This window comes from Vibrio sp. Vb2960 (genome assembly GCF_033337665.1).
GTDB classification, from domain to species: domain Bacteria; phylum Pseudomonadota; class Gammaproteobacteria; order Enterobacterales; family Vibrionaceae; genus Vibrio; species Vibrio alginolyticus.
Genome location: NZ_JAWORD010000019.1, coordinates 37,890 through 50,546, shown reverse-complemented (window position 1 = coordinate 50,546; position 12,657 = coordinate 37,890). Strand labels below are relative to the sequence as shown.

Sequence of the window (12,657 nt, the reverse complement as noted above, 5' to 3'; positions counted from 1 at the left end):
CTTAACTCCTCGCGAATACCGATGTTTATACAAGTAACGGTTAGCGAGCATTGGAATACAGACTGAAATGTCAGACAAAGGAAGTCACATGACCGGACTACTGCTCGAAAAAGACAGCAATGGCGTTGCCTGGTTGAGCCTCAATCGACCAGAGAAACACAACGCGTTTAATGATGAATTAATTGCTTCACTTATCGAAATCTTGGAAAAACTTGATAGAGACGACTCTCTACGTGCATTGGTACTAACGGCGCAAGGTAAACACTTTTCTGCGGGTGCGGATCTTGGCTGGATGCAGTCAATGGCCGCCAAAACCGAAAGTGAAAACCTGCAAGATGCACAGCAACTAGCAAAACTTTTGCATACGCTGGATACCTTTAGCAAACCAACCATTGCTATGGTGCATGGCGCTGCATTTGGCGGCGCACTTGGGCTTATCTGCTGCTGCGATATCGCTATTGGTACACCTGAAAGCCGCTTCTGTTTGAGTGAAGTGAAGCTCGGTTTGTTACCCGCCACCATCGGACCTTACGTAATCCGAGCGATTGGACAACGACAAAGCCGACGCTACTTTTTAACCGCGGAACTGATTGATGCCGAAACCGCACTATCGATGAGTATTCTTCATCAGATAGACGCTCAACCACGTGAAGCCGTCAATCGCACCATTGATCACCTGCTTAACAACGGTCCACAAGCCATGCAGGCAGCAAAAACGCTCTGCTTACGTTGTGACAATCAACCTATCGAGCATTCATTAATTGAATACACCAGCCAAGCTATTGCAACCGCCCGCGTGTCCGCAGAAGGACAAGAAGGACTGAGTGCATTTTTTGAAAAGCGCGCCGCCAATTGGAGGAATCATGTTTAAAAGAATACTGATCGCAAACCGCGGTGAAATTGCCTGCCGAATCATTAAAACCGCAAAAAGCATGGCTATAGAGACGGTTGCCGTCTATTCCGAAGCGGATCGCAGCAGCTTACATGTTAAACAAGCGGATTTCGCTGAATTCATTGGCCCCGCTCCGGCGAGTGAATCGTATCTCGATATCGATGCGATTATCGGCGCTGCGAAAAAATGGCAAGCCGATGCTATCCACCCTGGGTATGGTTTTCTTTCCGAGAACCCGAAACTGGCGAAAGCGTGCAGCGAAAATGGCATTGTTTTTATTGGCCCTTCCACCAGCGCAATTGAAGCAATGGGTTCGAAGTCGCAAGCCAAAGCCATCATGTCTGAGGCGAACGTGCCCTTGGTTCCCGGCTATCACGGCACAGACAACAGCGTAGAGCACTTATTAGCGGAAGCGGAAAAAATCGGTTACCCAGTGATGCTTAAAGCAACACAAGGTGGCGGCGGTAAAGGCATGCGAGTGGTCAATAGCGCAGCCGAAATGCCTCTGGCCATCGACGGTGCGCAGCGTGAAGCACTTTCAAGCTTTGGCGATAAGCAGCTTCTAATCGAAAAATGTATATTGCAGCCTCGCCACGTTGAAGTTCAGGTATTTGCAGACCAACATGGCAACTGTGTCTATCTTTCTGATCGCGATTGCTCCATTCAACGTCGTCACCAAAAAGTAGTCGAAGAAGCACCAGCTCCCGGTCTTAGTGATGAACTGCGTAAACAAATGGGTGAAGCTGCGGTTCAGGCCGCTCAAGCGATCGACTATGTTGGCGCGGGCACGGTAGAGTTTTTACTCGATAGCCGAGGTCAATTCTACTTCATGGAGATGAATACCCGTCTGCAAGTTGAACACCCTGTCACTGAATTGATCACCGGCGTTGATTTGGTGGAGTGGCAATTCAAAGTCGCAGCTGGCGAGCATTTACCTATTTCGCAATCTGAAATCACCCACAACGGTCATTCAATTGAGCTGCGAATTTACGCAGAAGATACAGACAATGACTTTATGCCGTCGACTGGCCGCATTGACTACTTAAAAGAACCCGTATCAGATAGTAATGTGCGCCTAGCGTACGTACGAGTTGATAGCGGTGTTACCCAAGGCGATAGCATCAGCGAATATTACGATCCAATGATCAGCAAGCTGATCGTCTGGGGGCAAACTCGTGATATCGCTCTAAAGCAGCTTAAGCAGGCGTTAACTCAATATCACGTACGTGGCGTAACGACAAACATTGGTTATCTGCACAGCATTATTTCGCAGCCAGCCTTTGCAGAGGTTGAGCTTGATACAGGTTTCCTCGTCACACATCAACAAGGCATAAATGAGCAGCAAGACGTGTCGGATTCAATCTGGCTTACATTGGCGGCGGTTGCTCGCTGGAATGATCTGATTTCAAAATCAGACAGCTTAACGTTACCCGCGCCAACCAAACGAGGTTTTAGACTGTCGGTTGACAACGTTTACCGATTTAACTTCACGGATGCCAATGCCAACCATCAAGTACGTTTGCAACAATCATCGCAAGATACAGGATCTCACTTCACTGTCCGATGCGGCGAGGATCTGCATCAGGTCATCCTGCTTGAAAGTGACAACCAATTTATCGTCGATATTGATAATGTGCGTTACACCCTTAATGCACTTAGCAACGAACAAAAGACAACACTGTTTTATCTTGGTCAGCAGCGCACGTTCGCTCATCAACCTGACTTTCACTCTGCAAAAGATGTAGACGATGAACTCAGTCCAACCGCACCACTCAACGGCATAATTTCAGCAGTTATGGTGGCTAAAGGTGACGAAGTGGCGGCGGGCGATCCGCTTTTGGTACTCGAAGCAATGAAAATGGAATACACCATCACGGCTCCGGTAGCAGCAAAAGTCGACGAATTGTTTTATCAGCACGGGGACCAAGTACAGCACGGTTCCATCCTGCTGAATTTGTCTTTGATATCGGATAACGTCAGTGAAGATAAGGAGCGCGAATATGCTACCAGCGAAGGTTAATATCGTCGAAGTCGGCGCTCGTGATGGTCTGCAAAATGAAACGTCAGTGACGCTGGTTGATAAAATCCGTTTGATTAACCAACTAAGCAGCAGTGGCTTAAAGCATATTGAGGCGGGATCTTTCGTCTCTCCAAGGTGGGTGCCTCAAATGGCCGATTCCGATCAGGTGTTTGCTGGTATTTCAAAAAAGCCTGACGTGGTTTATAGCGCGCTCACACCAAATCTCGCAGGGGTAGAACGTGCGCTGGAAAGCGGTGTAAAGCAAATTGCGGTATTTGGCTCCGCTTCAGAAACGTTCAGCCAGAAGAACATCAACTGCAGCATTACCGAAAGTCTCGCTCGATTTAAACCCGTTATCGAATTGGCGAACCAGCATAACATTCCTGTACGCGGGTACTTGTCTTGTACCATGGTGTGTCCATATGAGGGTGTAATCAAGCCAGAGCAAACTACCAAGGTCGCCAATACGTTGTTTGATATGGGATGTTATGAGATTTCGCTCGGTGATACTGTCGGTAAAGCAACGCCTAATCGCGTTATCGCCATGCTGGATTCGTTGTTAACGCTACTGCCAAAAGACGCGCTCGCGGTACATTTTCATGACACCTATGGACAAGCTTTAGCCAATATTTACCAAGCCTTGTTAATGGGCATCAACACCATTGATAGCGCGGTTGCTGGTTTGGGCGGCTGCCCTTACGCGAAAGGTGCCAGTGGCAATGTTGCAACGGAAGATGTACTTTATCTGTGTGAGCAACTTGGGATTGAAACGGGCGTTGACCTTAGCGTCATCAATGAAGCGGGTTGGCAAATTTGCCGTGCGTTAGGAAAACCTCCAGCTTCTAGGGTCGCATTGGCTCTAGGCGATCCGTATAGCTTGTAAATCATCAACCATCATAATCAAATAATGTATTTAAACGGGCATGCAGACGTACGTGCCCGTTTTTTATTGTTACTCATAAAAACCTTAACGCTCAACGGTCTTCATCACATTAATTAGTGCCTGATTTCAGCTACAATTTAGTTTCAAAGCGAACATATAAAACAGGATCAGGTAAATGCTCATAACATTTCGTTGTCGAAGCCACTCAAACGTCACAATGTTTGGTGATATTGCATTAGATATGCTCAAAATGATGGGTCACAGCGGCACTGTGCCGGGATCAATTTCCGCTCAAGATGTTCCTGACGCGCTATCAAGATTAACTTCTGCTCTATCGGCGAAAAATGCAGCTGAAGAAAACCTCCCTACTGATGTAGACGAAGAGGAAGAACAAGCAGAGCCCGCGGTAAGCCTAGGACGCAGAGCGTTTCCACTGATTGAGTTGCTAAAATCAGCAATCAAAGAAGAATGCGAAGTCATGTGGGACAACCAATAACGCCTTCAAACTGGTTTCTAGCGAGGTTAATCCGTGTTGTGACCGCCTCGCAATCACTACTCGAAGCCAAGATAAGGGCACCAACACCGCTTATCGCCCTATCCGTTTCTCTCCCTAGACAACTTGATTTCCCCATCAATGTGCACATCTTGTTGTGGAAACGCGATTTCAATACCGTGCTTTTCGAAAGCTTCATAGATTTCAAAACGTATGGCACTTGCGACCGATCGAATCCCGCCCTCAACCGTTGAGTTAATCCAAAAATAAGATTCGAAGATCAAAGCATTGTCACCAAAGTCTTGAAAAAACACATCTGGCGCTGGCGAACTCAGAACTTGCGCTTGCTGCGAAGTCACTTCCGCCATTAAGGCTGCAACCTGTTTGACATCGCTCCCATACGCGACACCGACGACGACCGAGCCACGAACTAATCTGTCGCATAACGTCCAGTTGATCACCACGTTCTCAATCAACTGACTGTTGGGTATGAGCATATGAACACCATCGGTTCGCCTGATTCGCGTTGAACGTGTATTTATTTGCTCGACAGTGCCTTTGGCGCCCTCAACCTCTAAAAAGTCCCCAATTCGGATTGGCTTTTCACCAATCAAAATCCAGCCACTTATGAAGTTGTTAATGATGTTTTGCGCACCAAAACCGAAGCCGATAGCGATGGCACCAGACAGAAAGGCAAACGCGGTAATTGGCACATTGATCATCGAAAGTGTGGTCATAAAAATAATGGCGAGAGCGATGACAAATAATATCCGTTTAACCAAATGAATCACGTTTGGGTCTTTCCCCGATGAAGACATTCTTGACGTAACGGTTTTGATCAAAATTTTCGATAACCATAAAGCGACAATCACCCATGTCGGCACCATCAATATCGCCCACAACGTGATAGGTTGTTCGTTAAAGGTAAACAGTGTTGTTTCTAAAAATGAAATGACCCGTTCGAACATAAAGTGCTCACTCTTGATTCATCGTTGCCAGCAAGCCAGAGCGCATAAGTCTTATATTTTTATCCCAATCGATAGCGCAAGCGGCTCAATTAAGTTCTTCTTATTAACTATATTGTAATCTACGTAAAACGCTTCGAGTGGTTTCCCACTTTGGCTTCAACCGATTAAGCCATTTAGGGAGTACGTCTTTATGAACTAAACGAGCCAATCAACCAACTGGATACGCAAGACAAATCAGTGATAACTTTCTGATTTTTAAGCATCAAATTTTCACTTCGAATCACTCTCACTTATTATGCACCTTATTGCAAATAACATTGATGGAATGATTGTTATGTCAGAACTGACTCGGATGCGCTCTGGAGAAACCTATAATTGTCTGGATGAAGAACTAAAGCTAATGCGCGCCAAAACCGCGCAGCTTGTCTTCCAATTTAACCACGAGCCAAACCCAGATATACGTAGACAACTATTGGCAGAAATGGGCGTCCAATTAGAAAACAGCGCCTGTATAGAGCCACCGCTTCAACTTACCTACGGTTGTCACTTGTCCATCGGAGAAAACACCTACATCAACTGGGATGCCATTATTCTGGACAATGGACAGGTTGAGGTTGGCGCGAACGTCATGATTGGGCCTAGAGTGCAAATTTACACAGCCGCTCATTCACTCGATACGCAAAGACGCTTAGCTGGAGATGAGATCGCCAAACCGGTAAAAATCGGCAATAACGTTTGGATTGGTGGGGGCGCTATCATACTGCCAGGCGTGACCATTGGTGATGAGGCTGTCGTCGGCGCTGGCTCTGTCGTAACCAAAGACGTTGCGCCGGGCGATCGAGTTGTTGGAAATCCGGCGCGCTCCATTAAACCAAAAAACTGAAGAAAGTCGCTATTTCGCCAAATGATCGCGAATAATATTAGCGAGCAGATTGAGAGCATGAACATATTTGTCATTGAGCTCAAAAGAAGCGTTAAGACGAATACAGTGATCGTATTGTTCTGTCAGGCTGAACATCTTTCCCGGTGCGATGCTGATATTACCTTTTAGTGCTTCTCGATATATCGGCAAGGCATCAATATGCTTGGGGAGCTCTAACCAAATAAAGTACCCACCGCTTTGGCTTAACACTTTGACTGCTTCAGGTAACAGCTCACTAAGCAGAACCGTCATCTTACTTTTACGTTCAAACAGCTTTTTCCGTAACTGCTTCAAATGCGATTCATAATTGCGGCTTGTTAAATAGTGCACCAATGTCATTTGCACTGGTGCACTCGTCGCTAATGTACTCATTAACTGTAACTTTTGTACCTCTAGCGCCCGCTTTCCCGCCGCAACCCAACCAATACGTAGCCCTGCGATTAACGACTTTGAAAACGAGGAGCACAACATGGTATTGCCCGTGTCATCAAACATTCTTAGTGGGTAAACCGAGTCATTCTCGGCATGCAGTTCGCTGTACACATCATCTTCAATCACTGGCACGTTATATCGCTGTGTCAGTTCAATCAGCTTTTGTTTTTTCTCGTTAGAAAGCGTAAAACCCAGAGGATTCTGGAAGTTCGACATCAGCCAGCACGCTTTCACATCGTGTGTTTGCAGCGCTCGTTCCAATGAGTCTAGGTCAATGCCCGTGACTGGGTCTGTTCTTACTGAGAGCGCTTTCAAACCTAACCGCTCTAAGGATTGCAATGCACCATAAAATGCAGGCGACTCCACAACCACCCAATCTCCCGGTCTTGTGCAGGCTTGCAAACTGAGCGTTAACGCCTCCAGCGCGCCTGCCGTAATGACAATTTCATCGGGTGAAATTTCAATGCCTTTCGCAGCATAACGCTTCGCGATGATGGTGCGTAATTGCTCGTTTCCCGGCGGTAAGTTATCAAAGGTGGTGGAAATCGGCATATTGCGAGCGGCTGCGCTCATCGCCCGATTCACGTGATATCGTGGGTACAAACTTGGGTCTGGATAGGCAAAGCCAAAATTGATCATGGATGGATTTTTACTCGCCTGCAGAACATCAAAGATAAACTCATTGATGTCTACCTGCTCAGTCCACGAAACCGCGGCTGGCGCTTGGGGTTCATTTGAGCTCTTAATATTGGGCGCGACTCGATAACCAGATCGCGGCTGTGACGTGACCCAGCCTTGAGATTCCAGAATTTGATACGCGTGCAACACCGTCATCAAGCTCAAACCCGAGTGTTCAGATTGGCGACGCAGCGAAGGCAGCTTGTCACCCGGATGCCATATCCCCGATTTTATCTGCCTTTTAAGCTGTTCCACTAACTCTTGATACTTCGCCAAACGCAAATCCCCTTCCATAAAGCCGAATTCAAAATAATAACACTTCAATATTTAATCTGTTATAGGTTTATAGTCACTGTCTGTACCTACTTCCCTCATTCCGCTCCTTTTAAAATAGCTCTCTCATAAAACTTAAAAGATCAAAGGAAGTTTAATGTTTGGCCTCGACGCATTTATGCTTGCACGGATACAGTTCGCCTTTACGGTATCCTTTCATATTATTTTCCCCGCTATCACCATAGGTTTGGCCACCTATCTCGCCGTGCTGGAAGGCTTATGGCTAAAAACACGTAATCCCGATTACCAAAAGCTCTATCACTTCTGGTCGAAAATTTTTGCGGTTAACTTTGGAATGGGTGTTGTATCTGGTCTTGTCATGGCCTATCAATTCGGCACCAACTGGAGTGGTTTCTCCGACTTCGCTGGTTCTATCACAGGCCCATTACTGACTTATGAAGTGTTAACGGCTTTCTTTCTCGAAGCTGGATTTCTTGGCGTGATGCTGTTTGGTTGGCGTCGCGTCGGCGAAAAGCTGCACTTTTTTGCAACCTCAATGGTGGCGTTAGGCACGATCATTTCGACCTTCTGGATTCTCGCCTCCAACAGTTGGATGCAAACGCCACAAGGCTATGAAATTGTCGACGGACGCGTGGTGCCAACCGACTGGTTTGCTATCGTTTTCAATCCTTCATTTCCTTATCGTTTGGCGCACATGAGCGTCGCGGCTTTCGTCAGTTCGGCACTCTTTGTAGGCGCGTCAGCCGCTTGGCATTTATTGAGAGGCAATCAAACGACTGCTGTAAAAACCATGTTTTCGATGTCGCTCGGGATCTTAGTGTTCCTTGCGCCACTCCAAGCCGTGATTGGCGATGTGCACGGGCTAAACACCTTAGAATACCAGCCCGCCAAAATCGCCGCCATCGAAGGACATTGGGATAACAGCGATGGCAAACCAACCCCATTGATTTTGTTCGGCATGCCAAACATGGAACAAGAACGCACAGACTATGCCTTAGAAGTTCCTGTTCTAGGAAGTTTGATCCTACGCCACAGTTTAACTGAGCCAATCCCGGCGCTGAAAGACTTCCCGAAAGAGGAACGACCGAACTCACCTATCGTCTTTTGGTCATTTCGAATCATGGTCGGGCTAGGACTTCTGATGATTTTTCAAAGCTTCTACAGCATGTGGTTACGAAAAAAGAACACGCTTTATACCTCGCGTTGGTTCCTCAAATTTTCATTATTTATGGGGCCATCTGGTCTTATCGCAATACTCGCTGGCTGGTTTACGACAGAGGTTGGTCGGCAACCTTGGGTCGTGTATGGCGTACAAAAAACGCGTGACGCGGTTTCTGCACACGGAGACCTACAAATGAGCATCAGCCTGCTGTGTTTCCTTGTTGTGTACAGCTTGGTGTTTGGTTTTGGGTATTACTACATGATCCACCAAATCAAGAAAGGCCCCGATGCAATCGAACACGATGAGCACGACATGACGACCGTTTCAGGCCGCATCTAGAATTTGTCACAAAGTTAAGGTAGAGAATATGCATTTTGATTTATCCGTGATTTGGTTCGCGATCATCGTTTTTGCCACTTTGATGTACATCATCATGGATGGCTTCGATTTGGGTATTGGAATACTGATGCCCTTCATCAAGGATGAAAAACAAAAAGACGTCATGGTCAACAGTGTCGCGCCAGTTTGGGACGGTAACGAAACTTGGATTGTGCTTGGAGGCGCATCTCTATTTGGCGCTTTTCCGATGGCTTACGCGGTGATTATTGAAGCGCTAACCATCCCTTTGACGTTGATGTTGATTGCTTTGATCTTTCGTGGCGTAGCGTTTGAGTTTCGCTTTAAGGCATTGGAAAACCACTTAAAGTTCTGGGACCGCTCTTTTATGATCGGCTCGATTTTAACCACGTTTTTCCAAGGCATCGTTGTTGGCGCGGTAATTCAAGGCTTTGCGGTGGAAAACCGCGTCTTCGTAGGTAGCCAACTCGACTGGCTCAGCCCTTTTCCCATCTTTTGTGGTTTGGGTTTAGTCGCAACGTACGCGCTGCTTGGTAGCACATGGCTCATCATGAAGACGGAAGGTGAACTGCAAAACACGATGCACCGCTTCACTAACAAAACACTACTGGCGATGATCTCCGCATTAGTCATTGTGAGCGCTTGGACTCCACTTGCTTACCCTGCCATTGCGGAAAGATGGTTTTCTCTGCCTAATTTGTTCTACTTACTGCCCGTACCTGTCATTACTGGGCTGGTATGTTTGAAGATTGCCGACTCCGTTAAAAAGCGTAAAGAGCGCAGCCCTTTCGTGATGGCGTTAGTGATCGTGATTCTCGGGTTCGCTGGGCTTGGCATCAGTATCTGGCCAAATATCATTCCTCCTAGCATATCAATATGGGAAGCAGCGGCTCCTGCAAGCAGTCAGCGCTTTATGCTCGTTGGAGCAGTGATCATCATCCCGATCATTCTGGCTTACACCTTTTGGAGTTACTACGTCTTCTCCGGAAAAGTAAAAGAAGGCGAAGCGTACCATTAACGAGTTGATAAGGAGTGAGTATGAAAATCAAAAATTGGTGCCGCCAATGGGCTTGGATGGTTGGAATTTGGGTCGTTAGCGTCGCTGCATTAGGGTTAGTGTCTATGTTATTTCGCGTCATGATGACCGCTGCCGGGTTAAAATCGTAGCTCGGCACTTTTAAGTCAATAAAAAATGGATGCCTCTAGATCTTGTGTAAGAGCTAGAGGCGTTGAACCTAATACTCAATCTTAATGAAAAAGCCAAGCGTTAAGAATCTACTCAAAACATTCTTTCATAAGTCTACATTGCCTGAAGTCGTTCATGCATGCTTACGAGATCAAAAGGTTCAAGCTTTTTCGCAATGCTCAGTAATGCTTCCTTTTTATCTTGCGGTAAACTTTGAAACTTCGACTCTAAACGTAAATCCACTTTGCTAAAAAGTAGCTTTCTAATTTGACTAGCTTTTGCCTTTGATAATTGCAATCCATCATTATCGGAGGTTTCAATTATCATGATAATTCTTGCTAAATCACTGAATTCATCATCAGAGCATAAATAAAGTGATTGTTTGTATAAATAGCCAACCGAAATTTCAAAATCAATATTAAGCGCTTGAATCTGACCGACAATGTTTTCACTCATATCATTTTGAGAAGCAGAGTTGATACAATCATCAAATCGCCTTTCAAATGTAACAAATCGATTATTGAGCTCGTCCAACATAGTCGTATCTTTTGCGAATGATTCTATAGGTAAAACCAATAAGAACATTGGCAGTAGGTATTTTTTCAGCGACCGACTATTCACAATCAAGTCCTTCTTCTAAAAAACTTTCATGCGGTGTTGGTGCAATTGTTTCTTTCAAATTCAAGTCCATTAAACTCGCCAAATGGCTTTCATTAAACTCTGATAGCTTTTGCAGCTTTAGACTGGCTTCATTAAACTCTTGGTAGAACTTATCAGGTTGAGGTATCACGACTGTTTTTATGTTTGCTCGTGTTGCCGCAAGCATGCCCGAATAAGAGTCTTCAAAGGCAATACAGTTACTTGAATCTACACCTAGTTTATTGATTGTTGAAAGGTAGACATCTGGCTCTGGCTTACCCTGCTCTACATCGTCTGACGATGATATCGCGTCAAAGTAACTGGCAATACCGAGTTTGTTCAAAATGATGGGAATGAGTTGATAAGGTGAATTAGTAGACAACCCTATCTTAAGTCCTTTTTCCTTAAGCAATTTGAGTGTTTCTGTAACACCCTCTAATTCGCATCCTTTTTCAATTATTAATGCCTCCACTTTATCCACAACAGCATTCTCTACTTCCTCTAGGCTCTTTTCTTGCCAAGGATTACGTTCATACCAAAACCTTGTTACTTCACCTGTCGTCATAGTTGCAGTCTGCTTTGACAGCACTTCGGTCACTTGGACACCAACTGATGAAAACACCAGCTTTTCCGCTTCCTTCCACAAAGGTTCTGAATCAATCAGCAACCCGTCCATATCAAAGACCGCAGCGTATATCATTGGTACATCCTCAGTAAGTTCTATTCGTGGAGTAAGATTTGTCTATTCAACCAAAGCATAGCTTTGCATATAACGAGTGAGAGTATCACATTTGCCTGTGGCTATCAGAGCCAGTTCGATGACTCATCTTTAAGCCTCAACATGACCGATGTTCGTGGCTACTTTTAACGCTTGTTTATTGAGATTAGATGCCTCCCAAGCAACAACAACACGACTAGTGAGAGGGATATCCTCAATCTCGGCGACTGTCGCGGAATCATCGAGATGTTCAGCCAGTGAGCGCGGAACGAGAGCAATACCTAACCCGGCCTGCGCCATGGCAATCGTCGTACGAAGTTGCGGTGCTGCGAACTGTGGTGCGAGCCTTACTCCTGCGTCGGCAAAAAGTGTGCTCATGCCATCAAACAATGCGGGGCCCGTCTCTCGTGGAAACAGTAAAATTTTATGGTCTCTCAACTGTTTCATCTGGATACAGGGATATTTTGCCAGTTCGTGGCCCGCCGGAATCACTGCGACAAACGGGTCGTTAAACAACACCTTGTGCTCAAAAGGTTCACTGGCGTAACAGGGTAGCCGCATGATTGCGAGATCAAGTTGTTTGCTTTTTAACTGAGTGGCAAGCTCTGGCATTGACAGTTCCGCCGTCTGTAAATGAACCCCATTCTCTTGAATACGCCCAATCCTCTCCAATACCTTAATGCAGGTTGATGTTGACGTCGCGAACCCAATTTTAACCTGCGTATTTTCACCACGGGCAATCTGTCGGGCTTTTGCTTTAGCGCGTTCCACATCAGCAAGAATATTTACCGCATCCGTATAAAAGACTTGCCCTGCATGGGTCAGTTCTACTCCTCTAGACAAGCGCTTAAATAAGTCCACGCCAAGCTCGTGCTCTAGCTTTTTGATTTGTTGACTCAAAGGAGGTTGCGCAATCCCTAGCTGTTCAGCCGCTCGGGTAAAGTGACGAGTCTCGGCGACCGCGACAAAATACTTCAGGTAGCGAAATTCCATATATTTTCCATATCAAAATA

13 protein-coding genes are annotated in these 12,657 nt (G+C 45.9%); 8 read left to right on the top strand and 5 right to left on the bottom strand.

Translation table 11 applies throughout. The features are described 5' to 3' along the window. The first annotated feature begins 88 nt into the window (after positions 1–88). The 4 genes from R7O03_RS16670 to R7O03_RS16655 all read left to right on the top strand — a co-directional run bounded on the left by R7O03_RS16670 (position 89) and on the right by R7O03_RS16655 (position 4,291). Entirely contained in the window at positions 89–871 is a 783-nt protein-coding gene (locus R7O03_RS16670; protein WP_182015886.1) for an enoyl-CoA hydratase-related protein, read from the top strand. Beyond that, positions 864–2,912, top strand: a complete 2,049-nt coding sequence (locus R7O03_RS16665; protein WP_318131885.1) for an acetyl/propionyl/methylcrotonyl-CoA carboxylase subunit alpha — start codon at positions 864–866, stop codon at positions 2,910–2,912. Before R7O03_RS16670 ends, R7O03_RS16665 begins: the two co-directional genes overlap by 8 nt. Continuing rightward, the gene (locus R7O03_RS16660) at positions 2,893–3,795 is read left to right on the top strand and encodes a hydroxymethylglutaryl-CoA lyase (protein ID WP_213967143.1); all 903 of its coding nucleotides are present in this window, start codon (positions 2,893–2,895) and stop codon (positions 3,793–3,795) included. The genes R7O03_RS16665 and R7O03_RS16660 overlap by 20 nt, the downstream gene beginning before the upstream one ends. Positions 3,796–3,970: 175 nt before the next feature. After that, positions 3,971–4,291 (top strand): DUF1840 domain-containing protein, encoded by a 321-nt coding sequence (locus R7O03_RS16655; protein ID WP_005373256.1) that lies wholly within the window; start codon positions 3,971–3,973, stop codon positions 4,289–4,291. 98 nt (positions 4,292–4,389) lie between these two features. Here R7O03_RS16655 and R7O03_RS16650 read toward each other — a convergent pair whose 3' ends face one another. Beyond that, the gene (locus R7O03_RS16650) at positions 4,390–5,256 is read right to left on the bottom strand and encodes a mechanosensitive ion channel family protein (RefSeq protein WP_213967144.1); all 867 of its coding nucleotides are present in this window, start codon (positions 5,254–5,256) and stop codon (positions 4,390–4,392) included. Between the two features lie 334 nt (positions 5,257–5,590). On the opposite strand from R7O03_RS16650, the gene R7O03_RS16645 reads away from it, so the two are divergent. Beyond that, positions 5,591–6,139, top strand: coding sequence for a sugar O-acetyltransferase (locus tag R7O03_RS16645; protein WP_151515667.1), 549 nt, complete (start codon positions 5,591–5,593; stop codon positions 6,137–6,139). A 9-nt stretch (positions 6,140–6,148) separates the two neighbouring features. Here the strand turns inward: R7O03_RS16645 and R7O03_RS16640 are convergent, their stop codons facing one another. Continuing rightward, positions 6,149–7,582: a PLP-dependent aminotransferase family protein gene (locus tag R7O03_RS16640; RefSeq protein ID WP_005373261.1), complete on the bottom strand. Its 1,434-nt coding sequence runs from the start codon at positions 7,580–7,582 to the stop codon at positions 6,149–6,151. Between the two features lie 136 nt (positions 7,583–7,718). On the opposite strand from R7O03_RS16640, the gene R7O03_RS16635 reads away from it, so the two are divergent. The 3 genes from R7O03_RS16635 to R7O03_RS16625 are packed head-to-tail and all read left to right on the top strand — an operon-like array spanning position 7,719 to position 10,268. Continuing rightward, the gene (locus R7O03_RS16635; RefSeq protein WP_213869869.1) at positions 7,719–9,083 is read left to right on the top strand and encodes a cytochrome ubiquinol oxidase subunit I; all 1,365 of its coding nucleotides are present in this window, start codon (positions 7,719–7,721) and stop codon (positions 9,081–9,083) included. A 28-nt stretch (positions 9,084–9,111) separates the two neighbouring features. Next, positions 9,112–10,119, top strand: a complete 1,008-nt coding sequence (cydB, locus tag R7O03_RS16630) for a cytochrome d ubiquinol oxidase subunit II (RefSeq protein WP_213967146.1) — start codon at positions 9,112–9,114, stop codon at positions 10,117–10,119. Positions 10,120–10,139: 20 nt separating this feature from the next. Further along, entirely contained in the window at positions 10,140–10,268 is a 129-nt protein-coding gene (locus R7O03_RS16625) for a DUF2474 domain-containing protein (protein ID WP_005373267.1), read from the top strand. A 133-nt stretch (positions 10,269–10,401) separates the two neighbouring features. Here the strand turns inward: R7O03_RS16625 and R7O03_RS16620 are convergent, their stop codons facing one another. From R7O03_RS16620 to R7O03_RS16610, 3 genes are all read right to left on the bottom strand, one after another. After that, the gene (locus R7O03_RS16620; protein ID WP_020480907.1) at positions 10,402–10,908 is read right to left on the bottom strand and encodes a hypothetical protein; all 507 of its coding nucleotides are present in this window, start codon (positions 10,906–10,908) and stop codon (positions 10,402–10,404) included. Beyond that, positions 10,901–11,626 (bottom strand): hexitol phosphatase HxpB, encoded by a 726-nt coding sequence (gene hxpB, locus R7O03_RS16615; protein WP_318131884.1) that lies wholly within the window; start codon positions 11,624–11,626, stop codon positions 10,901–10,903. Before hxpB ends, R7O03_RS16620 begins: the two co-directional genes overlap by 8 nt. A 129-nt stretch (positions 11,627–11,755) precedes the next feature. After that, a complete protein-coding gene (locus R7O03_RS16610; protein WP_318131883.1) occupies positions 11,756–12,637 on the bottom strand; it encodes a LysR family transcriptional regulator in 882 nt (293 codons plus the stop codon). Between the last annotated feature and the right edge of the window lie 20 nt (positions 12,638–12,657).

Coding starts and splice junctions, on each gene's coding strand:
- R7O03_RS16670 (WP_182015886.1), top strand. CDS start 89: ATGACCGGACTACTGCTCGAAAAAGACAGCAATGGCGTTGCCTGGTTG.
- R7O03_RS16665 (WP_318131885.1), top strand. CDS start 864: ATGTTTAAAAGAATACTGATCGCAAACCGCGGTGAAATTGCCTGCCGA.
- R7O03_RS16660 (WP_213967143.1), top strand. CDS start 2,893: ATGCTACCAGCGAAGGTTAATATCGTCGAAGTCGGCGCTCGTGATGGT.
- R7O03_RS16655 (WP_005373256.1), top strand. CDS start 3,971: ATGCTCATAACATTTCGTTGTCGAAGCCACTCAAACGTCACAATGTTT.
- R7O03_RS16650 (WP_213967144.1), bottom strand. CDS start 5,256: ATGTTCGAACGGGTCATTTCATTTTTAGAAACAACACTGTTTACCTTT.
- R7O03_RS16645 (WP_151515667.1), top strand. CDS start 5,591: ATGTCAGAACTGACTCGGATGCGCTCTGGAGAAACCTATAATTGTCTG.
- R7O03_RS16640 (WP_005373261.1), bottom strand. CDS start 7,582: ATGGAAGGGGATTTGCGTTTGGCGAAGTATCAAGAGTTAGTGGAACAG.
- R7O03_RS16635 (WP_213869869.1), top strand. CDS start 7,719: ATGTTTGGCCTCGACGCATTTATGCTTGCACGGATACAGTTCGCCTTT.
- cydB (WP_213967146.1), top strand. CDS start 9,112: ATGCATTTTGATTTATCCGTGATTTGGTTCGCGATCATCGTTTTTGCC.
- R7O03_RS16625 (WP_005373267.1), top strand. CDS start 10,140: ATGAAAATCAAAAATTGGTGCCGCCAATGGGCTTGGATGGTTGGAATT.
- hxpB (WP_318131884.1), bottom strand. CDS start 11,626: ATGATATACGCTGCGGTCTTTGATATGGACGGGTTGCTGATTGATTCA.
- R7O03_RS16610 (WP_318131883.1), bottom strand. CDS start 12,637: ATGGAATTTCGCTACCTGAAGTATTTTGTCGCGGTCGCCGAGACTCGT.